Genomic DNA, 26,311 nt, shown 5'->3' with positions numbered 1-26,311 from the left:
GCATCATCGACCAACGCAAGGAGAAGAACATGACGTACACACCCGAGACATGGCCCATCGGAGCGGCCCTGCTCAACTTCACGGGAGTAACGCAGGACGGTCTGGACCGCACCGAGGCCGGGCCGCAGGCCTGGAAACAGACCCTGCGGGAAGTCAGGGTGGCTGGGTTCGACCACGTCGACCTGACGGATTCATGGGTCCGGGCGGGGGACCTCGACGCCGGCGGGCGCCGTCAGCTGCTGGAGACGGCACGTTCCTACGGGCTCGCTTTCAGCGACCTCGCCGTCACCCGCAAAAGTGTGATCACCGCCGATGAAGAGCAGGCGCAGCGGAACATGGCCTACACCAAGCGGACCATAGACGCGGCGGCGGACCTCGAAGCACCCATGGTCTGCCTGGGACTGCATGATCCCCTCACGCAGGAGCAGAAGGACGCGACCTGGTTCTGGCTCGCCAAGGGAATCGAGGACGAGGACACAACCGCCAACCGGGACAAGGCGGCCGGGCGCTTCAGGGAGCTGGGCGAGTATGCGGCGACACGCGGAGTGAGCCTGTCGCTGGAGATGTATGAAGGCACCTTCCTGGGAACGGCGGACAGCTCCGTTCAGCTGGTGAAAGCGGTGGATCTGCCCAACGTGGGGCTTTGCCCCGACATCGGCAACATTGTGCGCCTCCACCGTCCGGTTGAGGACTGGCGCGAAATGCTGGTCAAGATGCTCCCGCACACCAACTACTGGCAGCTGAAGAACTACTTCCGGGATCACGATCCCGCCACCGGTGCCTACGCCTCGGCACCGGCGCCGCTGGCCCTCGGATTCATCAATTATCGGGAGGCCATTGGCATGGCCCTGGAGGCAGGGTTTGACGGTCCGATGTGCGTGGAGCACTACGGCGGTGACGGACTCTCGGTGGCTGCCATGAACCGGAACTACATCCGGGACATCCTGCGGGCCAAGCTGCCGGAAGAATAGCCGCCGCGAAAAGACTGCCATGACCGCTTAATGCCATCACAGGGAAGCTGGCACAGAAAGACCGGATATCCGCCATATTCCTTGTTGACATGCGGCCGATTCGTCAAGAGCAGAGGCAAATAAATGACAGGCAAGGGCCAAAGGGGCCATGACAGGAACCGGGCACCGGAAAGGGTAGACGAGGCGTTGCGCAGCGGGGGAAGCTTTCGGAGTCAACCAACCGCACAGGCCGGCACATCGGCCGCAGGTACAGGAGGGGAATGAAGATGACCAAAGTTTGGGACTGGATCTAGGGAATCCCCTCAGGGGGAAAGCAACTTGATTTACAACGAGTAACCAGCAAGACCCCGCTCAGCGGCGGTAACCAAGCACCAACCCCGGAGGGGACTCACGCCATGACACAGCTGACAGCAGTTCGAAACGCCTCACGAACTCGCCCGACGGCACAATGGTGGACAGTCTCCTTCTACACCGGGGGCTTCGATGTAGCGGACGGCATCATTGGAGAACTGGTTACCCCGCTGGCGGCCCAAGCACAGGCCTACGGGGCCAGCAGGTGGTACTACACGAGGTGCCTGGAACCGGCCAACGCGCATGTGCGGGTCCGGTTCCTTGGAGAACCCGAAATTTTTGAGCGGCTGACGCCCCTGTTGGGCGCGCTGCGGGATCAGGCCAGCGGCGTCATTGGCCATCTCGAAATGACCCAGCAGATCAGCGATCCGGCCACGGACCGTCTGGGTCCCGGCGGAGCGGAACATCAGAATCCCAGGCTCGAGGCTGATCTGGCCAAATACGGGGGCCTGGAAGGACTGGCCCTGGCGGAAGAGGTCTTTGAACTCTCCTCGGAGCTGGGAGCCTGGGCCACGGTCAGGTTTCCGAAGGTCCAGAACAGGTGGGCCTTCGGATCGCTCCTGCTGTTCGATTCCGCCCGCGCCATGATGAAGGGCCCCCACTCGGCAAGCTGGCCGGACCGGCGGCGAATCTCCTGGGACTACTACTGGGACAGCCATTTGCGCAGCTGCACGGCCGGCTTTGGGCAGCGGGCCGGAAGTGTCAGGGAGGCGATGACCATTCAGGTTGCCGCGAAGGTGACGCCTACCCACCGTCTGATGGCTGCCACCGCTGCCGAAAACGCAGTGGAGAACTGGCGCCGCCGCTGGTTCAGGAGCGTCGACAATTACCTCTACCGGGCGGACAAAGCCCGGCTCAGCAGGAGCGCACAGCATTTGACCGTGTATCAGGCGCACATGCTGCTGAACCGACTCGGGCTTTCACTGCGGGAGGAGGCCGCACTGGGCCTGTATGCACGCAGTTGGAGCACGGAACGCGAAGCGGCACTGCTGGACCGGCACTAGGCAACGATCAAGCCCTACCAGAAGGAGACCCCGTGACAAGCCGCAACGAGTTCATAGTAGCGTCGACTTCCCAAGACCTGTCAGAGGCCCTTGGGTGCTCCGAAGACGTTGTTGAAGACCTGCGGGACAAGGGGATTGTTGCCTCCAGCGGAGAGCTTTGGGACGTTGGTCCCGCACGTGACTACCTGCGGGACGCGGCCTGGGCCGGCGGCTTCTGGGATTGAGGAAATAAACTTCCCGGACTGAGACACAAAACCGGACTGAGACACAAAAGACTGAGACACAAAAAGGGACGGACCCAACTGCGGCAGCAGCAGGTCCGTCCCTTTGGCGTTGCGGGGCTGCTAGGCAGCGGTGGAGGCGGAAGCCCCGGCAAGCGACGAAACCACGCTGCGGACCTGTTCCACCACCTCGGCATCATCCTTGGGGTGGATCTCGGCGAAGCGGGTCACGGAGCCGCCAATGGACAGGCGTACGTCCTCCACCAGGTGGGCACCGGCAATTCCCAGGGACTTGCGGGCGTCATCATGGGCCCAGACCCCGCCGAACTGGCCGAAGGCGGAACCGATCACGGCTGCGGGGGTGCCGGCAATGGCACCAGCGCCGAACGGGCGTGAAAGCCAGTCAATGGCGTTCTTCAGGACAGCGGGCATTGTTCCGTTGTATTCCGGGCACACCAGCAGCAGGGCGTCGGAGGAAGCAGCTGCCTTGCGCAGCGCCGCAGCGGCTTCGGGAATGGAGCCCTCGACGTCGATGTCTTCGTTGTAGAACGGGATGGTTCCGATGCCCTCATGGATGACAATCTCAACACCCTCGGGGGCGTTCAGGACGGCCGTTTCGGCAAGTTGACGGTTGACGGAACCGGCCCGAAGGCTGCCGACCAGGGTAAGTACTTTAGTGCTCAAGGAAACTCCTATCAGGGACCGTGCCGGTTTGAGGCACAGGTATTGCATCTAAGACTATAAGCGGACCACGGTCCGCTTTTATTCCGCGGGGGTTAGACTGGCGCGCATGCAGGCAGGCAGGGAAGAGAGCGCGGGCGGCGGATGTGAGCGTCTGGATGCGGCAAGAAACCGCAGCCTGTTGCTGCACACCGCGCTGGAAATGGTTTCCGAGCGGGGTGCGGAAGCACTCACCATGGACGATCTGGCACGCCGTGCAGGCGTGGGAAAGGGAACCGTTTTCCGGCGCTTCGGCAGCCGTGCCGGCGTGATGCGGGCACTGCTTGACCACGCAGAACGGGACTTTCAGGAAGGTTATATGGCCGGTCCCGCACCTCTGGGACCGGGAGCGCCGCCGCTGGAACGCCTGCGGGCATTCGGGGTTGCACGGATCCAGGCGCTGGATATCACCGGGGAGCTGCGGCGGGCGGCCGACGTCGATGCCTTGATGCACTACCGGCATCCGGCCCGCCAGCTCGAATTGAGCCATCTCAGGATGCTCCTGTCCGCCCTTCCGATGATCCGCGATCCGGAGCTGACCGCCTACCAGCTGGAGTCCTTCCTGGAAGCCGGGCTGCTGCTGCATCTGCATCGCAGTGCGGGGATGCCGCTGGAGCGGATAACCGAAGGCTGGCTGGAATTAGTGGAATCGGTGACAGCAAATAAGTGTCAGCAGGCTTACTAATTTAGTAGGGTGTCTAGAGGCCGCCGTATTTGGGCGGCGTCTGGTTCGAACGATGATGGAGGCTACATGTCTGACAAGAGCACATCCGTACCCGGCGGTTCGATTCCGGGCGTACCGGGGCCGCAGGCTCCGGAACTGGCCGAGCCGACCGAGCCGCGGGAACCGCTGCCCCCGAAGCCTGACCAGGACGGACCAGAAACGGTCTCACCCACCGGCGTTCCCACCGGAGCGCCGAAATCCTCCAACGCGCAGAGCGGCCGGTACCTGACCACCGCACAGGGTGCCCGGCTCGGCGACACGGACCATTCACTCAAGGCAGGTCCCCGCGGACCGATCCTTCTGCAGGACCATCACCTGCGGGAAAAAATCACTCACTTTGACCACGAGCGCATCCCCGAGCGCGTAGTCCATGCCCGCGGCGCAGCTGCCCACGGCGTGTTTGTTGCCAACGGCGCCGCAGAAGGCGTCACCCGGGCAGGTTTCCTCGCCAAGGGCACCGAAACGCCGGTGTTTGTCCGCTTCTCCACGGTCCTGGGCTCCCGCGGTTCCGCGGACACCGTCCGTGACACCCGCGGTTTCAGCACCAAGTTCTACACCGACGAGGGCAACTATGATCTGGTTGCCAACAACATTCCGGTGTTCTTCATCCAGGACGCCATCAAGTTCCCTGATGTCATCCACGCCGGCAAGCCGCACCCGGACCGCGAAATTCCGCAGGCGCAGAGTGCCCATGACACTTTCTGGGACTTTGTCTCCCTGCACACCGAAGCACAGCACCACACCATGTGGAACATGTCGGACCGCGGCATCCCGCGCTCCTACCGCACCATGGAGGGCTTCGGCGTTCACACCTTCCGCCTGGTCAACGCCGCCGGCGAAACCACGCTGGTGAAGTTCCACTGGAAGCCGCGGCAGGGCGTGCACTCGCTGGTCTGGGAAGAAGCACAGATCATCAACGGCATGGACCCCGACTTCCACCGCCGGGACCTCGCAGACTCCATTGAAGCCGGCGCCTTCCCGCAGTGGGATCTGGGCATCCAGGTCTTCCCGGACACCGAAGACGAAATGTTCGAGGGCATCGACCTCCTCGATCCCACCAAGCTGGTTCCCGAGGAACTGGCTCCGGTGCAGATCATCGGCACCATGACACTGAACGCCAATGTCACGAACTTCTTCGCGGAAACGGAGCAGGTGGCCTTCCACCCCGGACACCTGGTGCCGGGTATCGATGTCACCAATGATCCGCTGCTGCAGGGCCGTTTGTTCTCCTACATTGACACGCAGCTGACGCGTCTGGGCGGTCCGAACTTTGCCCAGATTCCGATCAACCGTCCGCACGCCCCGGTCAACGACATGCTCCGCGACGGGTTCCACCAGGACGCGGACCACTCGGGGGTTGCTCCGTACCAGCCCAATTCCCTCGACGGCGGCTGCCCCTTCATGGCCGGCGCGGACATGGGCGCCTTCATCGATGTCCCCACCGAGGTGCCGGCGTCCCGCAAGGTCCGCGAAAATCCGGCAACCTTCGATGACCACTACAGCCAGACGCGGATGTTCTTCCGTTCGCTGACTCCGGTGGAGCAGGACCATGTGGTGCAGGCCTACACGTTTGAACTCGGCAAGTGCTACGAGGAGAACATCCGGCTGCGTCAGCTACAGTCCCTGGCTAACATTGACGAGCGCCTCGCCACCGAGGTGGCAACCGGTCTGGGCCTTGAAGCGCCGGCACCGAGCGTCGTCGTTGAAGACACCCCGCCGAGCCCGGCGCTGAGCCAGCTGGGCGGCACCTGGCCCGTGGCCGGCCGTCTGGTTGGCGTTGTGGCCGACGACGCAACGGACCTGGGTGCGCTGAACGAAGTGCTCTCCGCTGTCGCCGCCGAGGGCATGGTTCCGCTGGTGATCGCTCCGCACGGCGGCAAGCTGGGCGGCGAAGTTACCATCCAGCGGACCTACCTGACCGCGCGCTCCACCGAGTTTGACGCCATTGTGGTGGCGGCAACGGGCGCCCCGGCTCCCGACGCCGTCGACAGCCTGGATGCCAAGGCAGGCAACCCCGAGGGTCATCCGTCCCTTGACCCGCGCGTCACCATGCTCCTGGCTGAGGCCTTCCGCCATGCCAAGGCCATTGGTGCACTGGGCGACGGCGGCTCGGTCCTCATGGCCGCAGGTGTTCCTGTGGACGCCCCCGGCGTTGTGGTGGGAACCCCTGCCGAGGTAACGGCAGGCGTCAGCGGACTGCTGGCAAGCCACCGCGTCTGGGAGCGCTTCCCGACGATGGTTCCGTAACCGGGACGCTGCGCCGGAAACCGGGCAGCATCTTTCAAAAGGGGAAGCCAGGCGGTAGTCACCGCCTGGCTTCCCCTTTCGTCGTTAACCGGGTTTGTGCTCAGCGGGGCGGCGTCAGGGCCCTGATCAGGGCGTGCAGTTCAGCCCGCAAGCCTTCGACGTCGGTGTCGGCGAGGAGCATGAGCTGGGTTTCGGTGTGGGTGGCCTGTGCGCTGATGCTCTCCCCGGAGGCAGTGATCGTCCACTGGCCTCCGGAGCCTGAGGTGATGTACCCGCAAGGCTGGAGGGCCACCAGACAGTCGCGGACGCAGGCGGCGGGCAGCCCTGAACTCGCGGAGAGCTGATCCTCCGTTGCCGGAGATTCGGCCAACAGCCGCAGGATGAGCGTGCGTTCATGGGTAAGGCGCAGCTCCGCCAGGGATTCTTCGGTGGCACGGTTGGTGAGGAACGCTGCGGCGGAAAGCAGCCGGGGAACATATCCGGGCGCGGACCGGTCGGTCGAAGCGCTCATTTGCCCCATCCGGGAGGGAACCAGCCGGCCGGAACGAAGTGTCCTGCGAAGGATTCGCACACGGAACATGTGTAGTTGGCCATAGCAGGTGTATCGCCTGCCGCCGGGGTGAAGGATTCAAAAATGAGAAAATCGTCCACACCGCACTGGTGACAGACGGGAATTTGAACTGCAGGATCCATGGGTATCCTCTGCTGGAGGGTGCGCAGAAAGCCATGGCCGCGTCTTGACCGTGAAATTTTTATCGTAATATCAAACGGCACGGCAGACAATTCCGCGCCCGGGCTTGCCGCCCGCCATCGCATACTGCCGCCGTCCTCTCCGATGTGGCATGTGCCAGCAGAGGAATCATGGACGACTCAAGCACCACAAGGGCCCCGTGGGCACAACTGCAGGATCTGCTCGTTCATCACGAGGATGTGCAGGACTTTCTATCTGAACTTGCGGTTCTGACGGCGTCATCTCTTTCCCTTCGGGGAACCACATACTGCGGTATCACCTTCCAGCGCTCGCGCGACCACCAGTTCACCGTGGCCAGCAGCGGCAGCGAGGCGCTGCAGATGGATGAACTCCAGTACGCATTCGGGGACGGGCCGTGCCTGCACGCGATCCGGATCCAGGCCGAGGTGCACGTGCGCAATGCTGCCACCGACAGCCGCTGGCCGGAGTACATGGACTGCATCCGGAACTACGGCATCCGGTCCATGTATGCGGTTCCGCTCAAGCTGGGCGGGCATGCCAAAGCAGCAATGAATCTGTACGCCAAGAGTCCGGATGTTTTCGACGAGGACTTCCGCCGCGTCGCCCAGACTTACGCCGCCGAAGCCTCGCAGGCCCTGCTTCTGGCGGTGCGGGTCTCGCAGCATGCGGCCACCGTGGAGGATCTGCAGGGTGTGCTTGCCTCACGGACCACCATAGATCTGGCCGTGGGCATCATCATGGGACAAAGCAGCTGCACTCAGCAGGAGGCTTTTGACATCCTGCGGCGGGCCTCCAACAGCCGCAACGTCAAGGTGCGGGTCCTGGCGGGCGAAATAGTTGAGCGGCTGAACGGTGAACCTGCCGCCACCCATTTCACTGAAGGCTAGCGCCCGGTGCGCGGACGGCCGGGAATGTTCCGCCGTCCGCGCGTTTCCGCATCAGGCCGGGACGAGCGCTGCCCAGTCCTCCGTCAGCTCCAGGCCGAGCGCCGTGGACACTGAGGCATGGGCCACCTTGCCGCCGGCGATGTTCAGTCCGCGGGCCAGCGCCGGGGAAGCGTCAAACGCGCCGCGGACGCCGCGGTCGGCCAGTGCGACGGCGTAGGGCAGCGTGACGTTGGTCAGCGCATACGTGGAGGTGTTGGGCACCGCGCCGGGCATATTGGCCACGCAGTAGAACAGGGACCCGTGGACCCGGTAGGTCGGATCCTCGTGGGTGGTGGGCCGGGAGTCCTCGAAGCATCCGCCCTGGTCCACGGCGATGTCCACCAGGACGCTGCCGGGCTTCATCCGCGAGACCATGTCATTGGTGACCAGCTTCGGGGCCCGGGCTCCCGGAATGAGCACCGAACCAATGACCAGGTCGGCATCCGCCAGCGCACGCTCAATTTCAAAGGCGTTGGACGCGATGGTGCGGATCCGGCCGGCGTACTGGGCATCGAGCTGGCGCAGCCGGTCAATGTTGATGTCCAGGACGGAGACGTCGGCGTGGGCGCCCGCTGCCGCCGCCACAGCATTGGTGCCTGCCACTCCGGCGCCGAGGACCACCACCTTTGCCGGACGAACGCCCGGCACGCCGCCAAGAAGCAGTCCGGGACCTCCGGCCGGGGACGTCAGGCACTGTGCGCCCACCTGGACGGAGAGCCGGCCGGCCACCTCGGACATGGGTGCCAGCAGCGGCAGCACCCGTCCTTCCTGCACTGTTTCATAGGCAATGGCCGTCATTCCCGATGCCAGCAGTGCCCTCGTCAGTTCGGGTGCGGCCGCCAGATGCAGGTAGGCGAACAGCACCAGATCGGGACGGAAAAACCGGTATTCCGATTCCACCGGTTCCTTGACCTTCAGGATGAGATCGGCCTGGTTCCAGACATCATCAGCCGAATCCAGAATTGAGGCACCCGCCCCGGCATATTCGGCATCGCTGATGCTGGAACCTGTGCCCGCGCCGGATTCCACCAGCACCTGATGCCCGCGGGTCGTGAACTCATGGACGCCGGAGGCCGTAATGGCCACCCGGAATTCGTTGTTCTTGATTTCCTTGGGGATACCGATAATCACAGCTAGCTCCGTTGCATTGCAGGTGAGGCGGGCAACCGCCGGGTTTCTCCCCAGCATAGGGGAGTGGAGCCCTCACTCCTCAACTTGTGCGCCGCTGTCCTGTGTCCGTGCCGGCCTGGCCGCCTGCTGCGCCTGAAGCCAGGCTTCGACGTCGGACAGGCGGATGCGGCGGTGCGTGCCGCGGTATTCAACGGGGATGATTCCCGCATCCGTGAGATTGCGCAGATACGTGTGGGAGATCCCCGCCGCCGCCGCAGCCTGCGATGTCGTCAGGAGGGGAATGTTGGAGCCGCTCCGGGCACCCGGGGTTGTCGGCCCTGACGGTGCACCGGACGGCTGCGCCGCCGGCCGGGATGCCGCCGGCTCGGCCCCGTCGTCGGAGGCCACCACAACGCCTTCACCCCGGCCCAGCCGTGCGAGCAGGTCCAGCACAGCATCGCGGGCGGCAGCGGGCAGGCGCAGCGCAGTCCCGTCAACAAAAACGGTCACGTCGCCCGCGGAAAGTGCACGGGACAGTGCCCGCACCTCTGCGGCCGGGAGCGGAGATGTACGGAGAGGGGTCGGGGTCATGCTGCCATCTTGCCAAAGATCCCCGGCAATAACCTCACTCGCTCCGTGCGCTGGCCAAGCGGCGCTGCCGCCCGGCTGCGTTGACCGCAGACTCGGCGGCGCGGGAGCATGGACGGTAGCCGCGCGGACGCCATCCGGTCTCCGGGCAAGCGGCATGAAGGGAACTTTTGTCTTGCAAGAACGGAACCGGTCGTCCCGGGCAGACTGGCAGCCTGACATTCTCGGTGAAGGCTTTGAGCAGCTGACGCTTGACCTGCCCGACGGCGCTCCGGCAACACTGGTCCGCTACTCGCCCGCTGACACCCCGCCCGGCGGGGAGCGCGCCGGCGCCGGCGATGTCCTTTATGTGCACGGATGGTCGGACTACTTTTTCCAGACCGAACTTGCCCGGTACTGGGCGCAGGCCGGGATGCGCTTCTATGCCCTGGATCTGCACAACTACGGCCGTAGCCTCCGTCCGGGGCAAAGCCCCGGATTCACCACGGACCTTACCGGGTACGACGCCGACATCGCCGCGGCGCTCGCCGCGATGGGGAGGCCCGTCCCGCCGAATGCCGGCCAAGCCGCAGATTCCGGGACGCCTGCGCGGCCCTTGATTCTGCTGGGGCATTCCACCGGCGGGCTCACCCTGAGTCTCTGGGCTTCCCGGCATCCGGGGGCGGCCTCGGCCCTGGTGCTGAACAGTCCGTGGCTCGAATTCCAGGCTACGGAACTGGGCAGGCGGATCATCTCGCCGCTGATCGGCAGGGAGGCACAACGGCACCCCCTCGCACCGCTGCCTCCGGTGGACGCCGGAAACTACGCCCGCGCCGTCTTTTCCGCCTTCGGCGGAGAGTGGACCTACAACCTTCTGTGGCGTCCGCTGCGGGGGTTTCCGGGCACCGTTGCGTTCCTCAACGCGGTGTTCCGCGCCCAGGCTGTGGTCGCCCAGGGGCTCCGCCTCGACATTCCCGTGCTCGTGCTGCTCTCCGACAAGAGCTATCTGCAACCCCGGTGGTCAGCCGACGCCGAAAAGGCCGACGTCGCACTGGACGTGGACGTGGTGGCCAACCGGGCACTGTCGCTGGGAAACTGCGTGACCGTGGCGCGGGTGCCGGACGCCCTGCACGATGTTTTCCTGTCCGCAAAGCCGGTGCGCCGGCGTGCCTACGCGGTAGTGGACCAGTGGGCGCGGGGCTACCTGCCCGCAGCCCCGGAAGCGGCACCGGAGCTGCGGGCGGGTCCTCAGTCGATCAGCTCATAGGCGGGCAGGGTCAGGAAGTCCACGTAGTCGTCGGCCAGGCTGATATCTGCAATCAGCTGGCTCGCCGGAGCGTAGAAGCGGGTGAACTGATCCTCGGGAACCTCGCTGCGCAGGCGCTCGGTTTCTTCGGCCAGCAGGCGTTCCACCAGTTCCGGGGTCACGGTGGCTCCGGTGTCCTCCAGGACAATGCCGTTATGCACCTGCTGCCACACCTGTGAGCGGGAGATTTCAGCGGTGGCTGCATCCTCCATGAGGTTGTGGATGGCCACGGCACCGTTGCCGGAGAGCCAGACGGCCGTGTAGGCCACGGCCACATACAGGTTGGACCGCAGGCCGGCCTCGGTGATGGCGCCTTCCGCCGTGGAGACGTCCAGCAGGTCCTTGGCCGTGACGGAGACGTCGTCGCGCAGCTTGTCCACCTGGTTCGGCTTATCCCCGAGGACGGAGTCGAACACCTCTCGGCAGGTCTGAACCATGTCCGGGTGGGCCACCCAGGACCCGTCAAAACCGTCGTTGGCTTCCCGTGTCTTGTCCGCCGTCACCTTTTCGAAGGCCTTGGCCGTGACTTCCGGTTCCCGCCGGTTCGGGATGAAGGCTGCCATGCCGCCCATGGCAAAGGCTCCGCGGCGGTGGCAGGTGCTGACCAGCAGCTCCGTGTAGGCGCGCATGAACGGTGCGGTCATGGCGACGTCGGCGCGGTCCGGCAACAGGAAATCCTTGCCGGAGTCGCGGAAGACCTTGATCATGCTGAAGAGGTAGTCCCAGCGGCCTGCGTTGAGGCCGGAGGCGTGGTCCCGCAGTTCGTAGAGGATTTCGTCCATCTCGAAGGCGGCGGGAATGGTCTCAATGAGGACGGTGGCGCGGATCGTACCCTGAGGGATGCCCACGTATTCCTCGGAGAAGGTGAAGATGTCGTTCCAGAGCCGGGCCTCCAGATGGCTTTCCATCTTCGGCAGGTAATAGTAGGGTCCCTGGCCGTTGTCGAGGAGCTGCCGGGCGTTGTGGAAGAAGTGCAGGCCAAAGTCCACAAGCGCGCCCACGGCGGGTTCGCCGTCGACCGTTACATGCTTTTCCGGAAGGTGCCAGCCGCGGGGCCGTACAACGGGCACGGCGAGCGGCACGTCCGTGCGCAGCGTGTATTCCTTGCCCTCGGGCGAGGTGAAGGAGAGGTCCCCCCTCGCCGCCCGGTAGAGGTTGTATTCGGCGTCCACCACGTTGTGCCAGGTGGGGGTGTGGGCGTCCTCCAAGTCCGCCAACCACACTTTTGCTCCGGAGTTGAGTGCGTTGATGGCCATCTTGGCCGGCGATGCCGGGCCGGTCATCTCCACGCGGCGGTCGGTCAGGGCAGCGGGGGCCTCAGCCACTTTCCAGTCGCCCTCACGGATGCTGGCGGTTTCGGGCAGGAAATCCAGGCTTTCTCCGGCCGCGATGCGGTTGCGGCGGTCAGCCCGGGCTGCCAGCAGGTTGTCCCGCGTGGGCCGGAACCGGTGGTGCAGCTCCTCGATAAACGCCAGCGCATCCGGCGTCAGGATTTTCTCGGCCCCCGGGGCGGGGGACATGTCGCTCACATCAATGGCCATGGTGTTTCTCCCTACGAGTGGTGAGACGGCTGGGTTGTCAGCCGATGCATCGATGCGTTGGAGCTTACACTCTTTCTTTCCGCTGCCTTCCGCATCGTGGATATTTTTGTCTGTTTAGTGAAAACATGACGAAAAGTTTAGGCGTCCAGCGTGCGCATGAAGGTGAGCACTTCCGCCGCCGTGCTCCATCCCTGGCGGGCATACCAGAACCCGGACTTGGGCAGGGCCGGCATCAGGATCAGCGGCAGGTCCCGCACTGCTGCTTCCTCGGCCAGGGCCGCCAGCACCGCGGTTTCCATGGTGTGGTCGGGGTCCGGCCGGCGGATGTCGATGCCGCCGAACACGGCAAACCCTTCGCCCCGTGCAATCCGCCCGCGGGCCACAGGTTCCCCGAAGGCACTGATTTCCACCACCGAATAGTCCCGGGATTCCGCCAGGGTGAGGTCTGCACCTTCGGGCAGCTGGGGAACCTGGGGAAGGTCTGCGGGATCAGCGGTCATCAGCGCCAGCGTGGACAGCGAAGCGAGTCCCTGCCCGGCGGCAAACTCCCTTGCCGTGTCCGCATCATCGGTCACCAGCGTGAGCCGGGCGCCGGGGGTCGCGGAGACCTCCGCGGCGGCCCGGGGAGTGTTCCGCCCGGGCCAGGTAACCACATACTGCGGTGCGCCCCCGCCAAAAGGGGCCATCAGCACCGCGTCCCCGTCCAGGGTGCTTCCCAGCCCGCGCACCGCCGCCCACACCGGTGCCCACTGCGTGAAGTTGCCTTGCCACGGTCCCAAGCGCGGTTCACCGCCCCGGGGCTGCAGGGGGCGGCGGGTCCTCAATGGCGAGGATGGTGACGTTCACCGAACTGACTGCAACTCCGGTCCTGCGCAGGGCGTGGCGGACGCGTTCCTGGAGGTCAGCCGCAACTTCCAGGGCATTGAACCGGGCATCCGTGGCCACCTCCACGTCAACGGTTGCACGGCCGTAGGAGACGGCGGCAAAAACCCCGTCCCGGCTCGTCCGGTAGCCCGTATCCGGAACCCGGCGCAGGGTGTTGCGGGCTGCCGAACGGACCCGCGCCACCAGCTGCCCCAGCGGGGGCCCCAACCGAAGGATTCCGGGTGTCTCCCTTGCGGCCCGTGCGGCCACAGAAGCTATCACCGAACTGCCGATCACCTTGCCGCGCAGCGGCCGGTCAGTCATCGTACAGATCCTCTACCGTCAAATGGACCGCCTGCGGTGCAACGCCCACGGACATTTCAACGGCGTCGTGAATGGTCAGGCGCAGGAAGTCCATGGCCCGGCAGATGTCGACTCCCGGGGCCACTGCAGTGCGCAGATGGATCAGCAGCCCGGCACCTGTTTCCGGCTCATGGTGAATGCGGCAGCGGCGGGCGCGCACACCTCCTATGGCGCGGGCTGCGTCGCGCACGACGGCGGCGAGGGCCGCTTCGCTGATCTCCACCCTTCCCTCCGCGGTGCCGCCCAGGAACAACCGGGGGCTGCGCCGCATCTGCAGGAAGGCCGCATCCAGGACCCTTTCCTTCAGCGCATACGGCGGCCGGAGACCCGGGTGCCGCAGGTCGTGGTCCCGAAGCACGTTCGTGGCCCTGAACAGCGGCTCCAAATCGGCACGGACGGTTCGGCAGTCCGGGCAGGACCGGGTGTGGCGGTCCGGCGGCTGCAGCATGTCCTGCCAGATTCGGTTGACGGTGCGTCCGCAGTCAACCTGGCCAGCGCGCATCTCTAATGCCATTGGATCATCGCCTCCGCGAGTTTTTCCCGTGCCCGTGCCAACCGGCCGCGCACCGTGCCCGTTCCTATTCCCAGGGTGGCGCCTATTTCCGCGTAGCTCTGGTCGTGCATTTCGCGCAGCAGCCAGCACGCACGCTGGTCGGGCGGAAGTTCCGCGAGTGCCCGGGACAAACACTCGAACTGGGCCGCCAGTTCCGCTGTCCGGTGCGGATCTCCGGACAGCGGACCGATTGCAGGCCAAAGTCCGGTTAGATCGACGCTGTCTTCAGGATGGGCGGTGCGGCGGCGGAGAACGTCGAGGCACCGGTTGGTAGCTGTCCGGTAGACCCAGCTGCCGAAGGCGCTTGAACGGTCCAGTCCGGGAAGGGCACGCCAGCTGGCGGTCAGGGTGTCCTGCACAACGTCTTCTGCGTCACCCCGGTCATTGAGCAGCCGGTATGCCAGACGGAACAGGCGTCCCTGATAAGACTCCACCAGGTGTTCGAAGGCGGATAGATCTCCGTCCTGGGCACGCGCCACCACAGTGGCCTCATCCAGCCCCTTGTACCCGGGGGCGGATACCATGCTGCGGGACCGCGTAACAGTGCCGGACTCGTCCGGCGATTCAGCCGCAGCCATGGGCGCCCCTGTCCGGTCCGGCAGACGCCGGTCCCTTCCAAATAATCCCAGAGCGTCCGCGCGGGCGGAACAGTGCGCGGGCACAACGGACGCGGGCGGGGGAAGTTTGCCAAACGGCGTGACGATTACCCCCGCAGTGCGTCTTTAAGCTCGCAAGCGTTCCCCGAACGGGACCAGTTCCAAGCAGGAGATGAGCGACATGGCAGATGCCCAGAAACCATCAGGACCATCCTCCGGACCGGTGTCCTCGTCACCGGGCAGCGGACATTCATCGGGCGGGAGCACCGGCGCCTCGTCGTCGGGCACCGTGACCAGCGTCAGCGACACGGAACCGGCCCGCAAATCCGGACCGCTGCATACGCCGCACGGTGACACGACCATTGAAGAGACGGTGGTCCAGAAGCTCGCGGGTCTGGCGACCCGTGAGGTGCCCGGTGTTTATGCCATGGGCAATACGGCACGCCGCGTGTTCAGCTCCATGACCGAGCGGATTCCCGGATCCCAGACCAACGTCAGCAACGGCGTCAGCGTCGAAAAGGGCGAGCGGCAGGCGGCAATCGACGTAAGCATCGTGGTGGAATACGGCTACTCCATCGTGGAAGTCAGCCAGGGGATCCGGCGCAACGTCATCCGGTCCGTCGAAAACGCCACGGGACTGGAAGTTCTCGAAGTGAACGTCAACGTCACCGACGTGCACCTGCCGGAAGACGATTCCGACGACGATCAGGATGCGAACAAGAAACCATCGGACCGGTTGGAATGACGCTCCGGCATAAGAAATCCGCCGGACAGGTGCTGCGGTGCCGCCGGCAACCTAGCGAAGGAGGACAACATGTCCGCAACTAAATGGTGCCTGGCAGTGGGCCTCGTCCTGGGAATCGTGCTGGCCTTCGGAGGCTGGTACGCCTTCCTGCTGGCAGTGTTGTTCGGCCTGGTGGGGCTGTTGGTGGGCATGGCCGCCGACGGGAAGCTTGATGTCCAGGCCATGTTCGGCAGAGCGTCGAGCAGATGAGCGCACCCGGAATCCAGGACGCGAGGTCCCCGGCCGCACGCAGGCAGCGGCTCGACGTCGGCGACCGCGGCCGCACCGTGATGGCCCGCAAGGTCCTCGAGAAGGTGGCCGCCCAAATCGTGGCGGACGAAACGTTCGCCGGCGGCAGTTCAGGCGGTTTTCTGGGCATCGGCGCGCGGGCGGACCTGTCCGCCCGTCCCCAGGCCAAGGTTGAACTGGCCGGCAACGTTGCCTCGCTGAAGGTGGAAGTGGGTCTGCCGTATCCGGTGCCCCTGCGGCAGGCCACTGATCAGCTGCGGGACCGGATTTCCAGTCGGGTCAGTGAGATGACCGGTGTGGAAGTGCGCCAAGTGGATGTCACCGTCTCGTGGCTGCGGCCGGATGAACCCGTTGACGGCCGCCGGAGGCTGCAGTGAGCGGCAACCTGCCGGTGTCTCTGCGGCCCCGGCCCAGCCGCGCGGTACCCGCCATCATTTGCGGCTTGGTGCTGCTGGCTGCGGGAGTGGTGCTGGTCTGGGCTGCCGTTGCCCGGCTCACGATGGGGGTGTGGCCGCCCTTCTTCACGGCGGTTTCGGACTGGCTTGCCACGCTGAACTGGAACAGCCCCGGAAGCTGGACCGCCGGCGTCGTCCTCACCGTCATCGGCCTGGTGCTGCTGCTGGCAGCGCTGGTGCCCGGAAAGTTTCACGCGCTTCCGTTGCGCCTGGACCCGATCCGTGAGGTCAGCGGCGACAGCCGTGCGGTGATGTCGCGCCGGGCTGTTGCCCGGCTTGCTGCGGCCACCTGTGAACATATCGACGGCGTTTCCACGGCCTCGGCAACGGCGTCGGACAAAGAGGTGCATGTGTCCGTGCGCACGCCGCTGCACGACACCGCCGACCTGCAGCACTGGGTCACCGACGGCGTACGCTCCCGGCTTCAGGCCTCCGGCCTGGATCCGGTGCCGAACATTACCGTTTCGATCCGACCCGGCCGCTGAAGGATCACTGGCAACTGAAGGGGAACACCATGCGCCACCATGCAGGCACCGCCAACCGTGTTTGGCTGACCATCCTTGCGCTGCTGTGCCTGGCGGCAGGCGTCTATCTCCTGCTGCTGGCTTCAGGAGTGATAGGGACAGCCGGAAGCCCCGTCCTGTCCGGACCGCCGGAGGACGTTACGGGGGCCGACTATGCGCCCGGTGGCGTCCTGATCGCCGGACTGATTTTGGGAACCCTCGGGCTGTGGTGGATGCTGGCACAGATCCCGCGGCGCGTTGAGGCGGACACGTTCAGGCTGCAGGAGAACCCGGCCCGCGGCATCACCGTCTGCAACCCGTCAGTGCTGGCCGCGGCCGTCGAGGATGACACGGAGCGGATTCCCGGTGTGGTCGATTCGACGGCGCTGCTGCGCGGAACTGCCGAGGAACCGGATCTGACGCTGAAGGTCACGGTCAATGCCTGGGCGGATATCCGCGAGGTCATGGACCAGATTGAGGGAGCCGTGGTGCCTCACCTGGCCATGGCGCTGGAGAACCCGCTGCACAGTCTGGGAGTCCAGCTGGAGGCGAGCAACAAACAGGGACTCTCCGGCGGTCCGGTGACCCCGGGCGGAACTGTGGTTTATTAGGTTCCATGTCATCCGCACCGGATCTTCCCCTCTGCGTCACCTGCGGAACCCAATACGGAGCGGAGCGCCGGGACTGCCCCATTTGCGACGACGAACGACAGTACGTGCCGCTGACGGGGCAGGCCTGGACAACGTTCGAACGTTTGCGCGGATCCTCGCACCGGGGAACAATTCATGCGCAGGGCCCGGGTGTCCTGGGAATCGGATGTGAACCGTCCTTCGCGATTGGACAGCGTGCTCTGCTGATCAAGGCCGCAACCGGCAATGTGCTCTGGGACTGCCAGGCGTACTTGGATGATGGGCTTGCCGCCCTGATCCGTGCCGAGGGCGGAATCTCCGCGATCGCCGTCAGCCATCCGCATTTCTACACCACCATGGTGGAGTGGGCGCGTGAATTCGATGCTCCGGTGTATCTGCACAATGCGGACAGGCAGTGGGTGGGACGGCCCGACCCCGCGCTGGAGTTTTGGAGCGGGGACAGCCTCGCGCTTGCCGGGGACCTGACCCTTTACCGCGCGGGGATCCACTTTCCCGGCGGCACGGTGCTGCACTGGTCCGGCGATCCGGCCGGCGGCGGAGCGCTCTTCAGCTCAGACATCATCAATGTCATCCCTGACCGTACGCATGTGTCCTTTCTGTACAGCTATCCGAACCAGATTCCCGAACGGCCGGAGGTAGTGGAGGATGCCGCTGCCCGGTTGGAACCGCTGCGCTACGACCGGTTGTACGGGGGCTGGTGGGACCGGATAATTCCGCACGGCGCAGACCGCATTGTGCAGGAATCCGCTCGGCGGTACCTTGCCTTCACCCGCGGATAGGCGCACCGTTTTCGCTGGAAGCCGTTAGAACAGCGGCCAGGGCACGGCAGGCATGCCGCCGCTGGGAGCCGGAAACACGCCCGCTGAACGCAACCGGGCGCAGCGCGCAGCAAACGCCGCAATCTCCTCAGCGGTGAGCAGGTCCGCCAGCTGCCGGCCCAGCTCACCCTGCAGTCCTTCGAGAACCCGGTCGATGCCTGCGAGTTCCTCGGCGCTTAGTGCCTCCCCGATCCATCCCCACAGCACCGTGCGCAGCTTGTGCTCGTGATGGAAGGTCAGCCCGTGGTCCACGCCGTACCGGTGCCCGCCGCCCATGGCGAGGACGTGGTCACCCTTGCGGTCGGCATTGTTGACCAGGACGTCGAACGCGGCCATCCGGCGGAGGGCCGGGGTGTCCTCGTGAATGAGGGCAACAATCTGTCCGCTTTGGTCCTCGCCTTCGAGAACCTCTTTCCAGCCGGTTTCCGGCATGTCATCCACCGGCACCAGATCCACCGCGGTCTGCTCCGGATCGGTGTCCTGCCAGAGCTGCACCATGCCAACGCCCAGCGGGCCGTCGCGCAGCCAGGTGCGCGGCACGATGTTCCAGCCCAGCACCTCCGACACCAGGTAGGCAGCCACTTCCCGGTGTGCCAGAAACCCGTCAGGAAAATCCCAGAGCGGCTTCTCGCCGGCGATCGGCTTGTAGACCACGGACGCGCCGCCGATGCTGCCCAGGAAGGTGGCGTTGGACGCCGTCGTGATGCGGCCGGTGAGTGTCAGCTCCGCGGTCACCAGATCCGGCGCCGGCATCAGGCCCCGGGGAAGGTGCAGGTGTGCCCGTCGGCGTCGATCGGCTGGCCGCAGATCACGCAGATGGGGCGCCCGGCGCCCACTACCTCCCGCGTCCGCTTGGCAAATGCGCGGGCGGTGCCCACCGGCATGCTGACCCGCAGCACTTCGGCGGGATCGGCGTCTTCATCCTCCTCAAGGAAGCCGTCATCGTCCTCGTCCACTTCTTCGAGCGGGTAGGCCTCGATGACGAGCTGCGCCGTGGTCGGGTCCCAGCCCAGGCTCATCACGCCGGCGCGGAACTGTTCCTGCACTGTCTCGAGGTCGTCATTGTCGACGAGTTCGAGGGGAGTGCTGGCGGGAACGTGGAAGGGATTGCCGTCGACGGTCATGAGCTGGTCGAGGATCTCGTCGATCTTCTCGGCAAGCTGGGCGGACTGCTGCTTCTCCAGGGCGATGCTGACAAGCTGCTTTCCGGTGCGCACCTGCAGATAGAACGTGCGCTGCCCCGGGACGCCGAGAGTGCCGACGACGACGCGGTCAGGCCAGGCGAACTCGTGAACGGTTGTAGGCATAGGACTACTTTAGGCTCCTTCGGCCTGAGGCGCCGCATGTCCCGCGCCTCCGCCGACCGCAGCATCCTCTGACGCCGGAGGAACGGCCAGCCAGGAGAGATCTCCGGCGTCGGTATTGGTGGCAAAAACGGTGGGCCGCCCCTTGCCGTAGTGCACGATCGACACAGAGGCCGGTCCCACGGTAATGCGCTGGAACAGATCCAGATGCATGCCCAGTGCATCGGCGAGGACCGATTTGATGATGTCGCCGTGGCTCACCGCCGCCCATACGGCGCCGGGCCCGTGCTCCGCTTCGAAGGCCGCATCGTGGCGCCGGATGGCGGCCACCGAGCGCGCCTGCATGGCCGCCATGGACTCGCCGCCGGGGAAGGTGACGGCGGAGGGCTGGGACTGCACTGTCTTCCACAGCTCCTCCTTCGCCAGCTCCTCCAGCGTGCGGTTCTGCCAGGAGCCGTAATCGCACTCGGTCAGCTCCTGCTCCACCGGGGCATGCGGGGTGCCGGACTGGCGGTCCAGGATGAACTGTGCGGTCTGCCGGCATCTCTCGAGCGGGCTCGACACCACGCCGACAAGGGGCACGACGGCGAGCCGGTCCCCGGTCACCGCGGCCTGCTCTCGGCCTGCAGAGTCGAGTTCGACGCCGGGGGTCCGGCCGGCCAGCAGCCCGGAGGCGTTCGCTGTGGTGCGGCCGTGCCGCACGAGGATTACTGTTGCCATCCCCATAGCCTAGTCATCCCGTCCGACGGCGGGGCGAACCGCTGGTGATGAGGCAGGATGATGCGGTGACCACCAATGACGAGCAGCTTTTCCTGGCCCATATCCTGAAGAACCCGGTCAACGGGAGAATTCTGCAGCTTGCGCCGCTGCTCGGTGTCTCCGACTGGTGGCTGACGGCTGGTGCGTCGTTCCAAACCGTATGGAATGTGCTGGAGGGCAGGGATCCGCAGGCGGGCATTCGCGACTACGACCTGTTCTACTTCGACGAAGTTCCGGCCGTCCCTTTCACCGGCACCACCGATGCGGTGGATCATTTCGCCGCGAAGACCTGCTGCTTCGCGGTCACGTCCGACCCGGCGGGCAACCTCAGCACCTACGCGCCGCACGGCTACGAAGACTTGTTCGCGCGCCGGATCGTGCCGAACCCGGTCCTTGCCCCTCGGGAAGTGTACGAGGCGAAAACTCAAAGATGGCTTGCTCAGTGGCCTTCGCTGACCGTTTTGCCCTGGCCCGAGGACCAATCGGGCAATGACGCGTCGCCGGCGGCCTCGAATAACCCGACGTGAGATGCTCTAGTCCATGACCACCCCAGCACGCCTCCGCCCCGCCGAGGTGAACGATCTGCCGTTCATCTTCAGCAAGGAGCTCGAGTACATGGAGACCGTCGAGCCGGATGGCCTTGAGGGGTGGATGTCCGCCATTGAGTTGAACCTCGCAGACTGGATCGGCTGCCTCCAGCGTACGGTGTTTGCCGTCGACGACGACGGGCGGCACCTTGGATATGCAATGTGGACCCTCCAGGATGACAGCGCCACCCTGGTCTCGATCCATGTCCTCGGCAGCCATCGCCGCCAGGGACTCGGGCGGCTCCTTCTGGAGGCGTTCGAGCAGGGGGTAACCCCAAGCGGAGTTCGCGTTGTGAAACTCGGCGTTCACCGTAGCAACCCGGCCCGACGGCTCTACACGGCCGCGGGTTATGAAACTACGGGTCAGGACGGCGATTATGTGCTGTTCAGCAAGGTTCTCAACGAATCCTGACTACGGCCGTGCGGCCTGGCTCGTGGCATCGGGCCGACGGGCTGCGCCCAGCCGCGCAGCGAAACCGGGAACTGAGGCGGTGAACGCCTCGGGGCCAAGGACCGCGAACGGGGCGTCGAAACGCATTGCCCAGGCGATCAGTCCTGCCCAGGACCAGGAACCAACACGGACTCGGCAGGCGGTATCGGATACCTGCTCCAGTTCACCGTCGCCCAGCCACGGCGCAACCGCGGAGGCGGGAAGCTCGACGAGAAGCTCCCCGTAAAAGGCCCAGCGGTCGCCGTCGTCGGAGCCTTTCAACCGTGCGGCGAGGAACGTGCCTGCATCTCCGGAGGGGATCGGCCGCGGCACAAATGCGGCTCCGGCCGGGGTTTTCGGCGTCATCTTATCCAGCCGGTAGATCCGCCACCCGTTTTGGTCCAGGTCCCAGGCGATCAGGTACCAGCGGCCCCGCCGGGCGACGACGGAGTGCGGCTCCACGCGCCGGGGCGGGCGGGATTCATCCTCCCCGTAGTCGAAGCGGAGAATCCGCCGGCTCCCGGCGGCGGTGCTGACCGCTTCAAGGACCGCCGGATCCACGCGGGCGGAGGCGCCGGCATCGGTAAACCGGATTCCCTCAATGCGGTGCCGCAGCCGGGAGGGCATCACTTGCTTCACCGTCGTCAGTGCCCGGGCAGCGGCGTCGTCCAGATCCACGCCACTGGAGGGCGCGCTCTGCAGCGCGACGGCGATTGCCACCGCCTGCTCGTCATCAAAGAGCAGCGGCGGCAGTTCTGAGCCGGGCGCCAGCCGGTAGCCGCCGTCGGGCCCCTTGACGGCAGCGATGGAATAACCGAGCCCACGCAGCCGGTCTACATCGCGGCGGACGGTCCGGGCGGTCACATCCAGGCGCTCGGCCAGCACCTGCCCGGGCCAGTCCCGGCGGGATTGCAGCAGCGAGAGCAGTGTGAGCATTCGGGACGAGGTTCCGGACATGGTTTCAGTATGGCGGCAGAAGAGGACACTACCTGTCCGCTATTAGGTTCAATCTGGGCTTAGAGCCGCAACCCGCGGACGAAGCACAGCCACCGTTAGTACAGGCAAAGGATCTATCCCATGAGCATCACCACCACTACCCATCTGAACTTCCGCGGAACCGCAGCACAGGCACTTGAGTTCTATCGATCGGTCTTCGGTGGCAGCATCAGCGCCGCCACTTACGGCGACTTCGGCATGCCGCCCGAGGTGCCGGGAGCGGACAAGATCGTGTTCGGTCAGCTCGCAACCCCGGACGGTTTCCGCCTGATGGCCTACGACATCCCCGGCACGGACAGCGCGGACGGCGAAGCGACCGCCGGCACCACCCGCCGTGAAAACGGCACCACCATCACCGACCGCACCTTCTTTCAGTCCCTGCGCGGACAAACCTTGGAGGAAGTGGAGAAGCTCTGGAGCGGACTGGCTGACGGTGCCCAGATCATTGAGCCGCTCGCTGCCTCGGCATGGAGCCCGGGGTTCGGGATGCTCACGGACCGTTTCGGCGTGACCTGGGTGATTGACGTCGAGGCGCCGGCTTAGCGGGATCACCACCTGCCTTTTCAGCAGGCACCCTGCTGCTCACCCCGGTCACCGGGAGATTGCGCAAGCACTTCCAGCTAGGCTCTGTGCCATCGAGCAGGAGGGAGGGCCATGGAAATCCACGCCGCATCGACTTCCATGCACGCCAAGCTCCGCCGCAACCCGGCCTTTGTTCGGTTCTGGCTGGCATCCACCGTGTCCGACTTCGGCACCTATGTCACCACGGTGGCGCTGTCCGTCCTCATTCTCGTCACGATGGACGGGACACCCCTGGACCAGGGCATCGCCAACGCGTCACGGTGGGCGCCGTACCTGGTGTTTGGGTTGTTTGCCGGAGTGTGGATTGACCGGTTCCCGCGCCGGACGGCGATGGTTGGTGCGGACCTGGGCCGAGGCCTGATCCTGGCCGTGATCTGCACGGTGGCAGTTATGGGGATGCTTTCCGTTCCGGTGCTGGCGGTCTTGCTGTTTATCTTCGGCACCCTGGCACTCACCGGCGACGCAGCCTACCAAAGCTACCTTCCGCAGCTGGTGCCCCGGCCGCTGCTGGTTCGGGCCAATGCCCGGCTCCAGCAAAGCGACACCGTGGCCCAAACTGCAGGAGGTGCTGTGGCAGGGGGTCTGGTGGCGCTTCTCTCGGCCCCTTTTGCCCTCCTTCTGGACGCGGCTTCCTACCTCTTCTCGGCGGCAGTGCTCCTGACCATGGGCGGCTCAGCTGCGGCGCCCTCCCAGCGGGCCGCTGAAAGCACAGAAGAGGCCGGTCCGAAACGGCACAAGCTCCGGAACAAGATCGGGGAGGGCCTGCGCTGGGTCTACGGGCATCCGCAGCTGGCGCCCCTGGCCTGGAGCACCCATCTGTGGTTTGTGGGCTTCTCCGCCCTCGGCGCAGTACTGCCGGCTCTGGTGCTGCAAAACCTCCAAGCCGGCGCGGCGGGACTTGGCGTGGTGCTGGCCTGCGCCGGGGGAGGAGCGGTGCTCGGAACCTTACTGTCCGCCCGCCTGGGGCAGCGGTGGGGCACCGGCCGCACGGTAACCTGTGCCCGGCTGCTTCAGCCGTTCGCCGTTGCCCTGCTGGCAGCCGCTGCCTTTGGCGCCGAGGACAACCACGGACTTCAGGGCACCGGTAGCTGGCCGCCAGCGGCGGGAGCCATGGTGCTGGTGTGTTCCGGACAGCTGCTGCTGGGCCTGGGGATGGGGATCGAAGGCCCGCTGGAAATGGGGTACCGCCAGGCCGTCACACCGGACCGGCTGCTGGCCCGGATGAGTGCCACCATGCGTTCAGCGAACCGGGGAATGATTGTTCTCGGCGCCCCGGTGGGCGGATATCTCGCTACGACCCGGGGCGTCGGCCCGGCACTGTGGTTTTCAGCCGGTACCCTGCTGCTGGCCGGTCTCATGCTCGCTGTGTCACGGTTTCGGAACGCGCGGATAGAGGACCAGCAGCAGGGTTTGGTTACTTGACCGCTTCCGGGTGGGTTGTCAGTGCGGCCCGCTCGGCAGCCGCCATGGCCTTGTACTCTGCCACCCGGGCCTGGTGCAGCGGAGTGCGGCGCAGGAACGCATAGACAACGCCCAGCAGGACAAACCAGATGGGCGTTACCAGCAGGGCCTGCAGGGTGTCGGCCTGGGTGGTCAGGGCCCAGAGGATGAAGGCGAAGAACGCCAGCACCACATAGACCATCACCACGCCGCCGGGCATGCGGAACTTCGAGGCCTCATGCAGGTGCGGACGCCGCTTCCGGAACACCAGGTAGCTGAGCAGGATGATCGTCCAGACAAACATGAAGCACAGCGCGGAGATGGTGGTGACCAGGGTGAAAGCTGCGCTGACCGATTCCCCTGCGTACAAAAGAACGACGCCGGCCAGCAGGAAGGTGCAGGAGAAGAACAGTGCGTTCTGGGGCACCTTGCGCCGTGACAGGCGGCCGAACGCCTTGGGGGCGTCGCCGTCGTGCGCCAGGCCGAAAACCATGCGCGACGTGGAATATATCCCGGAATTCGCCGAACTGGCGGCGGAAGTCAGGACCACAAAGTTCACCACGGCGGCCGCGGCTCCGAGCCCGGCCAGGGCGAACATGCCCACGAACGGGCTTTCGTCCGCACTGAACTCGTCCCAGGGCACCACGGAAATCAGGACAACCAGGGCGCCTACGTAGAAGAGCATGATGCGCAGGGGAATGGAATTGATGGCCCGGGGAAGATTCTTTTCCGGATCCTTGGTTTCGGCTGCTGCCGTACCCACCAGCTCGATGCCCACAAACGCGAAGACGGCAATCTGGAAACCTGCCACGAAGCCCATGGGGCCGGTGGGGAACATCCCGCCGTGCTCCCACAGGTTGTTGAAGCCCGCTACGTCGCCGTCGCCGGAATTGAAACGGGTGAAAATCATGACCAGGCCCACCACAATGAGGGTGACAATCGCCAGGATCTTGATCAGGGCAAACCAGAATTCGGTCTCGCCGAAGGCCTTCACGGTGGGAAGGTTCAATGCCAGCAGCACCAGGATGCAGGCCAGGGCCGGAATCCACAGCGGCGCATCCGACCACCAGAAGGTGACGTAGTGCGAAATGGCCACTACATCGGCAATTCCGGTGACCACCCAGCAGAACCAGTAGGTCCAGCCGGTGAAGAACCCGGCCCAGGGTCCCAGCAGGTCAGCAGAGAAATCGGTGAAGGACTTGTAGTTGAGGTTGGAAAGCAGCAGTTCGCCCATGGCCCGCATGACGAAGAACAGCATGAAGCCGATGATCATGTAGACAAAGATCACCGACGGGCCGGCCACCGAAATGGTTTTTCCGGAGCCCATGAACAAGCCGGTTCCAATGGCGCCGCCGATGGCCAGAAGCTGGATGTGGCGGCTGGAGAGGGAGCGGGAGAGCTCCGGCTCGGAAGAGCTTTTTACACCGGGAGAAGTCTCCGCGGAGGTGGGGCGGGTCAGGCGGTCAGACATGGGGATCTTTCTTATCTAGGCACCCGCCGGCGCGCGTGACGCCGCCACGCGCACGGAAGGCTCGTACCCAGGCCGTAAGAAAGATGTTGGCGCCACCGCCGACATTCAAGTGTGGAAGTCACGGGCGGGCGATGTCAATTTGGCGTCTCCGCCCGGTCAAAGGACGCCGTGACGCCGCACACGGACGTCAAAGAGGAACCGGCGGCCGTCATTCTCTTGATGAGGCACCTCCGGGAGGGTAGGGTCACAGGTGGATATACACAAGTGAATATGCCTTTATCAGCCGTGGCGGGAGAGTCCCGCGAATGCAGTCTCCTTACGGGGAGGCGAGCACCGGCGGGCGCCGTAGGAGCAAACCCTCCCCGGGAATCTCTCAGGCCCCTGTACCGCCACAGCGAGGCAACTCTGGAAAGCAGTTTCCGTACAATGCGTGCGGTACTCACCGACGGTGCAAGCGGGGCCTACCCCTGCGGAATCTCTCAGGTCCAATACAGAGCGGGGAGGACC

Annotated in this window: 31 protein-coding genes and 1 riboswitch; of the genes, 17 read left to right on the top strand and 14 right to left on the bottom strand. The window is 65.3% G+C overall.

Translation table 11 applies throughout. The features are described from left to right. Positions 1-29: 29 nt before the first annotated feature. From CXR00_RS04950 to CXR00_RS04940, 3 genes are all read left to right on the top strand, one after another. On the top strand, positions 30-971 hold the full coding sequence (locus CXR00_RS04950; RefSeq protein ID WP_104053360.1) for a sugar phosphate isomerase/epimerase: 942 nt from the start codon (positions 30-32) through the stop codon (positions 969-971). Between the two features lie 395 nt (positions 972-1,366). Continuing rightward, positions 1,367-2,326 (top strand): lantibiotic dehydratase C-terminal domain-containing protein, encoded by a 960-nt coding sequence (locus CXR00_RS04945; protein ID WP_104053359.1) that lies wholly within the window; start codon positions 1,367-1,369, stop codon positions 2,324-2,326. 32 nt (positions 2,327-2,358) lie between these two features. After that, complete coding sequence (locus tag CXR00_RS04940; RefSeq protein ID WP_104053358.1) at positions 2,359-2,550, top strand: hypothetical protein; 192 nt, start codon at positions 2,359-2,361, stop codon at positions 2,548-2,550. A 120-nt stretch (positions 2,551-2,670) separates the two neighbouring features. Here the strand turns inward: CXR00_RS04940 and CXR00_RS04935 are convergent, their stop codons facing one another. Continuing rightward, positions 2,671-3,279, bottom strand: a complete 609-nt coding sequence (locus CXR00_RS04935) for an NAD(P)H-dependent oxidoreductase (RefSeq protein WP_104053357.1) — start codon at positions 3,277-3,279, stop codon at positions 2,671-2,673. A gap of 58 nt (positions 3,280-3,337) precedes the next feature. Here CXR00_RS04935 and CXR00_RS04930 point away from each other — a divergent pair, with 58 nt between their 5' ends. Both CXR00_RS04930 and CXR00_RS04925 read left to right on the top strand, forming a co-directional pair. Further along, positions 3,338-3,952: a TetR/AcrR family transcriptional regulator gene (locus CXR00_RS04930; protein ID WP_104053356.1), complete on the top strand. Its 615-nt coding sequence runs from the start codon at positions 3,338-3,340 to the stop codon at positions 3,950-3,952. 66 nt (positions 3,953-4,018) lie between these two features. Further along, on the top strand, positions 4,019-6,238 hold the full coding sequence (locus tag CXR00_RS04925; RefSeq protein WP_104053355.1) for a catalase: 2,220 nt from the start codon (positions 4,019-4,021) through the stop codon (positions 6,236-6,238). Positions 6,239-6,338: 100 nt separating this feature from the next. Here CXR00_RS04925 and CXR00_RS04920 read toward each other — a convergent pair whose 3' ends face one another. Next, positions 6,339-6,749, bottom strand: coding sequence for a hypothetical protein (locus CXR00_RS04920; RefSeq protein ID WP_104053354.1), 411 nt, complete (start codon positions 6,747-6,749; stop codon positions 6,339-6,341). A gap of 350 nt (positions 6,750-7,099) precedes the next feature. Between CXR00_RS04920 and CXR00_RS04910 the strand changes: the two genes are divergently transcribed. Then, positions 7,100-7,837: a GAF and ANTAR domain-containing protein gene (locus CXR00_RS04910; protein WP_104053352.1), complete on the top strand. Its 738-nt coding sequence runs from the start codon at positions 7,100-7,102 to the stop codon at positions 7,835-7,837. A gap of 51 nt (positions 7,838-7,888) precedes the next feature. On the opposite strand, the gene ald is transcribed toward CXR00_RS04910, so the two are convergent. Both ald and CXR00_RS04900 read right to left on the bottom strand, forming a co-directional pair. Further along, on the bottom strand, positions 7,889-9,007 hold the full coding sequence (gene ald / locus CXR00_RS04905) for an alanine dehydrogenase (protein ID WP_104053741.1): 1,119 nt from the start codon (positions 9,005-9,007) through the stop codon (positions 7,889-7,891). A gap of 72 nt (positions 9,008-9,079) precedes the next feature. Beyond that, on the bottom strand, positions 9,080-9,577 hold the full coding sequence (locus CXR00_RS04900) for a helix-turn-helix domain-containing protein (RefSeq protein WP_104053351.1): 498 nt from the start codon (positions 9,575-9,577) through the stop codon (positions 9,080-9,082). A 172-nt stretch (positions 9,578-9,749) separates the two neighbouring features. On the opposite strand from CXR00_RS04900, the gene CXR00_RS04895 reads away from it, so the two are divergent. After that, complete coding sequence (locus CXR00_RS04895; RefSeq protein ID WP_237687200.1) at positions 9,750-10,820, top strand: alpha/beta hydrolase; 1,071 nt, start codon at positions 9,750-9,752, stop codon at positions 10,818-10,820. On the opposite strand, the gene aceB is transcribed toward CXR00_RS04895, so the two are convergent. From aceB to CXR00_RS04870, 5 genes are all read right to left on the bottom strand, one after another. Next, complete coding sequence (aceB, locus tag CXR00_RS04890; protein WP_104053349.1) at positions 10,802-12,400, bottom strand: malate synthase A; 1,599 nt, start codon at positions 12,398-12,400, stop codon at positions 10,802-10,804. The two genes, CXR00_RS04895 and aceB, sit on opposite strands and share 19 nt — an antisense overlap. Before the next feature lie 137 nt (positions 12,401-12,537). Next, on the bottom strand, positions 12,538-13,179 hold the full coding sequence (locus CXR00_RS04885; protein WP_104096780.1) for a hypothetical protein: 642 nt from the start codon (positions 13,177-13,179) through the stop codon (positions 12,538-12,540). A gap of 7 nt (positions 13,180-13,186) precedes the next feature. After that, complete coding sequence (locus CXR00_RS04880) at positions 13,187-13,588, bottom strand: Asp23/Gls24 family envelope stress response protein (protein ID WP_104053347.1); 402 nt, start codon at positions 13,586-13,588, stop codon at positions 13,187-13,189. Beyond that, positions 13,581-14,129, bottom strand: coding sequence for a hypothetical protein (locus CXR00_RS04875; protein ID WP_104053346.1), 549 nt, complete (start codon positions 14,127-14,129; stop codon positions 13,581-13,583). The genes CXR00_RS04880 and CXR00_RS04875 overlap by 8 nt, the downstream gene beginning before the upstream one ends. A 2-nt stretch (positions 14,130-14,131) precedes the next feature. Then, positions 14,132-14,758: an RNA polymerase sigma factor gene (locus CXR00_RS04870; RefSeq protein ID WP_219815980.1), complete on the bottom strand. Its 627-nt coding sequence runs from the start codon at positions 14,756-14,758 to the stop codon at positions 14,132-14,134. Positions 14,759-14,948: 190 nt separating this feature from the next. On the opposite strand from CXR00_RS04870, the gene CXR00_RS04865 reads away from it, so the two are divergent. From CXR00_RS04865 to CXR00_RS04840, 6 genes are all read left to right on the top strand, one after another. Beyond that, on the top strand, positions 14,949-15,521 hold the full coding sequence (locus tag CXR00_RS04865; protein WP_258060271.1) for an Asp23/Gls24 family envelope stress response protein: 573 nt from the start codon (positions 14,949-14,951) through the stop codon (positions 15,519-15,521). Between the two features lie 69 nt (positions 15,522-15,590). Beyond that, positions 15,591-15,770, top strand: a complete 180-nt coding sequence (locus CXR00_RS04860; RefSeq protein ID WP_104053344.1) for a hypothetical protein — start codon at positions 15,591-15,593, stop codon at positions 15,768-15,770. After that, positions 15,767-16,186 (top strand): Asp23/Gls24 family envelope stress response protein, encoded by a 420-nt coding sequence (locus CXR00_RS04855; protein ID WP_104053343.1) that lies wholly within the window; start codon positions 15,767-15,769, stop codon positions 16,184-16,186. Before CXR00_RS04860 ends, CXR00_RS04855 begins: the two co-directional genes overlap by 4 nt. Next, positions 16,183-16,749, top strand: a complete 567-nt coding sequence (locus tag CXR00_RS04850; RefSeq protein WP_104053342.1) for a DUF6286 domain-containing protein — start codon at positions 16,183-16,185, stop codon at positions 16,747-16,749. The genes CXR00_RS04855 and CXR00_RS04850 overlap by 4 nt, the downstream gene beginning before the upstream one ends. Positions 16,750-16,778: 29 nt before the next feature. After that, complete coding sequence (locus CXR00_RS04845) at positions 16,779-17,378, top strand: hypothetical protein (protein ID WP_104053341.1); 600 nt, start codon at positions 16,779-16,781, stop codon at positions 17,376-17,378. A 5-nt stretch (positions 17,379-17,383) separates the two neighbouring features. Further along, a complete protein-coding gene (locus CXR00_RS04840) occupies positions 17,384-18,196 on the top strand; it encodes an MBL fold metallo-hydrolase (RefSeq protein ID WP_104053340.1) in 813 nt (270 codons plus the stop codon). A gap of 24 nt (positions 18,197-18,220) precedes the next feature. On the opposite strand, the gene CXR00_RS04835 is transcribed toward CXR00_RS04840, so the two are convergent. From CXR00_RS04835 to CXR00_RS04825, 3 genes are read right to left on the bottom strand one after another with little or no spacing between them, the layout of a single operon-like run. Beyond that, positions 18,221-18,988: an SCO1664 family protein gene (locus tag CXR00_RS04835; protein WP_104053339.1), complete on the bottom strand. Its 768-nt coding sequence runs from the start codon at positions 18,986-18,988 to the stop codon at positions 18,221-18,223. Then, positions 18,988-19,542 carry a DUF3090 domain-containing protein gene (locus CXR00_RS04830; RefSeq protein WP_104053338.1) on the bottom strand — a complete coding sequence of 185 codons (555 nt, stop codon included), beginning with the start codon at positions 19,540-19,542 and terminating at the stop codon, positions 18,988-18,990. Before CXR00_RS04830 ends, CXR00_RS04835 begins: the two co-directional genes overlap by 1 nt. Before the next feature lie 9 nt (positions 19,543-19,551). Continuing rightward, positions 19,552-20,259: a histidine phosphatase family protein gene (locus CXR00_RS04825; RefSeq protein ID WP_104053337.1), complete on the bottom strand. Its 708-nt coding sequence runs from the start codon at positions 20,257-20,259 to the stop codon at positions 19,552-19,554. Between the two features lie 65 nt (positions 20,260-20,324). Between CXR00_RS04825 and CXR00_RS04820 the strand changes: the two genes are divergently transcribed. Next, entirely contained in the window at positions 20,325-20,825 is a 501-nt protein-coding gene (locus CXR00_RS04820; RefSeq protein WP_258060270.1) for a nucleotidyltransferase family protein, read from the top strand. Between the two features lie 13 nt (positions 20,826-20,838). Next, a complete protein-coding gene (locus CXR00_RS04815) occupies positions 20,839-21,297 on the top strand; it encodes an N-acetyltransferase (protein WP_104053335.1) in 459 nt (152 codons plus the stop codon). Here the strand turns inward: CXR00_RS04815 and CXR00_RS04810 are convergent, their stop codons facing one another. Further along, a complete protein-coding gene (locus CXR00_RS04810) occupies positions 21,298-22,272 on the bottom strand; it encodes a YafY family protein (protein WP_104053334.1) in 975 nt (324 codons plus the stop codon). Positions 22,273-22,392: 120 nt separating this feature from the next. On the opposite strand from CXR00_RS04810, the gene CXR00_RS04805 reads away from it, so the two are divergent. Together CXR00_RS04805 and CXR00_RS04800 are read left to right on the top strand one after the other, a co-directional pair. After that, positions 22,393-22,854: a VOC family protein gene (locus CXR00_RS04805; RefSeq protein WP_104053333.1), complete on the top strand. Its 462-nt coding sequence runs from the start codon at positions 22,393-22,395 to the stop codon at positions 22,852-22,854. 111 nt (positions 22,855-22,965) lie between these two features. After that, positions 22,966-24,315: an MFS transporter gene (locus CXR00_RS04800; protein WP_219815979.1), complete on the top strand. Its 1,350-nt coding sequence runs from the start codon at positions 22,966-22,968 to the stop codon at positions 24,313-24,315. On the opposite strand, the gene cycA is transcribed toward CXR00_RS04800, so the two are convergent. Beyond that, positions 24,308-25,804: a D-serine/D-alanine/glycine transporter gene (gene cycA / locus CXR00_RS04795; RefSeq protein WP_104053332.1), complete on the bottom strand. Its 1,497-nt coding sequence runs from the start codon at positions 25,802-25,804 to the stop codon at positions 24,308-24,310. The two genes, CXR00_RS04800 and cycA, sit on opposite strands and share 8 nt — an antisense overlap. Before the next feature lie 279 nt (positions 25,805-26,083). Further along, positions 26,084-26,203, top strand: a riboswitch (glycine riboswitch). Positions 26,204-26,311 lie beyond the last annotated feature (108 nt).

It is taken from the genome of Arthrobacter sp. 9E16 (genome assembly GCF_002929435.1).
Taxonomy (GTDB): Bacteria; Actinomycetota; Actinomycetes; order Actinomycetales; family Micrococcaceae; genus Arthrobacter_B; species Arthrobacter_B sunyaminii.
The sequence above is the reverse complement of the archived record's forward strand: the minus strand, read 5'-3'. Positions and strand labels throughout refer to the sequence as shown.

Excerpts from the sequence above, each read along its gene's own strand:
- CXR00_RS04840 (WP_104053340.1), top strand. The coding sequence starts at position 17,384 with ATGTCATCCGCACCGGATCTTCCCCTCTGCGTCACCTGCGGAACCCAA.
- CXR00_RS04835 (WP_104053339.1), bottom strand. The coding sequence starts at position 18,988 with ATGCCGGCGCCGGATCTGGTGACCGCGGAGCTGACACTCACCGGCCGC.
- CXR00_RS04800 (WP_219815979.1), top strand. The coding sequence starts at position 22,966 with ATGGAAATCCACGCCGCATCGACTTCCATGCACGCCAAGCTCCGCCGC.
- CXR00_RS04860 (WP_104053344.1), top strand. The coding sequence starts at position 15,591 with ATGTCCGCAACTAAATGGTGCCTGGCAGTGGGCCTCGTCCTGGGAATC.
- CXR00_RS04830 (WP_104053338.1), bottom strand. The coding sequence starts at position 19,542 with ATGCCTACAACCGTTCACGAGTTCGCCTGGCCTGACCGCGTCGTCGTC.
- CXR00_RS04910 (WP_104053352.1), top strand. The coding sequence starts at position 7,100 with ATGGACGACTCAAGCACCACAAGGGCCCCGTGGGCACAACTGCAGGAT.
- CXR00_RS04865 (WP_258060271.1), top strand. The coding sequence starts at position 14,949 with ATGAGCGACATGGCAGATGCCCAGAAACCATCAGGACCATCCTCCGGA.
- CXR00_RS04950 (WP_104053360.1), top strand. The coding sequence starts at position 30 with ATGACGTACACACCCGAGACATGGCCCATCGGAGCGGCCCTGCTCAAC.
- CXR00_RS04930 (WP_104053356.1), top strand. The coding sequence starts at position 3,338 with ATGCAGGCAGGCAGGGAAGAGAGCGCGGGCGGCGGATGTGAGCGTCTG.
- CXR00_RS04880 (WP_104053347.1), bottom strand. The coding sequence starts at position 13,588 with ATGACTGACCGGCCGCTGCGCGGCAAGGTGATCGGCAGTTCGGTGATA.
- CXR00_RS04935 (WP_104053357.1), bottom strand. The coding sequence starts at position 3,279 with ATGCAATACCTGTGCCTCAAACCGGCACGGTCCCTGATAGGAGTTTCC.
- CXR00_RS04845 (WP_104053341.1), top strand. The coding sequence starts at position 16,779 with ATGCGCCACCATGCAGGCACCGCCAACCGTGTTTGGCTGACCATCCTT.
- CXR00_RS04875 (WP_104053346.1), bottom strand. The coding sequence starts at position 14,129 with ATGCGCGCTGGCCAGGTTGACTGCGGACGCACCGTCAACCGAATCTGG.
- CXR00_RS04870 (WP_219815980.1), bottom strand. The coding sequence starts at position 14,758 with ATGGCTGCGGCTGAATCGCCGGACGAGTCCGGCACTGTTACGCGGTCC.
- cycA (WP_104053332.1), bottom strand. The coding sequence starts at position 25,804 with ATGTCTGACCGCCTGACCCGCCCCACCTCCGCGGAGACTTCTCCCGGT.
- CXR00_RS04920 (WP_104053354.1), bottom strand. The coding sequence starts at position 6,749 with ATGAGCGCTTCGACCGACCGGTCCGCGCCCGGATATGTTCCCCGGCTG.
- CXR00_RS04805 (WP_104053333.1), top strand. The coding sequence starts at position 22,393 with ATGAGCATCACCACCACTACCCATCTGAACTTCCGCGGAACCGCAGCA.
- CXR00_RS04900 (WP_104053351.1), bottom strand. The coding sequence starts at position 9,577 with ATGACCCCGACCCCTCTCCGTACATCTCCGCTCCCGGCCGCAGAGGTG.
- CXR00_RS04815 (WP_104053335.1), top strand. The coding sequence starts at position 20,839 with ATGACCACCCCAGCACGCCTCCGCCCCGCCGAGGTGAACGATCTGCCG.
- aceB (WP_104053349.1), bottom strand. The coding sequence starts at position 12,400 with ATGGCCATTGATGTGAGCGACATGTCCCCCGCCCCGGGGGCCGAGAAA.
- CXR00_RS04825 (WP_104053337.1), bottom strand. The coding sequence starts at position 20,259 with ATGGCAACAGTAATCCTCGTGCGGCACGGCCGCACCACAGCGAACGCC.
- CXR00_RS04855 (WP_104053343.1), top strand. The coding sequence starts at position 15,767 with ATGAGCGCACCCGGAATCCAGGACGCGAGGTCCCCGGCCGCACGCAGG.
- CXR00_RS04925 (WP_104053355.1), top strand. The coding sequence starts at position 4,019 with ATGTCTGACAAGAGCACATCCGTACCCGGCGGTTCGATTCCGGGCGTA.
- CXR00_RS04810 (WP_104053334.1), bottom strand. The coding sequence starts at position 22,272 with ATGTCCGGAACCTCGTCCCGAATGCTCACACTGCTCTCGCTGCTGCAA.
- CXR00_RS04945 (WP_104053359.1), top strand. The coding sequence starts at position 1,367 with ATGACACAGCTGACAGCAGTTCGAAACGCCTCACGAACTCGCCCGACG.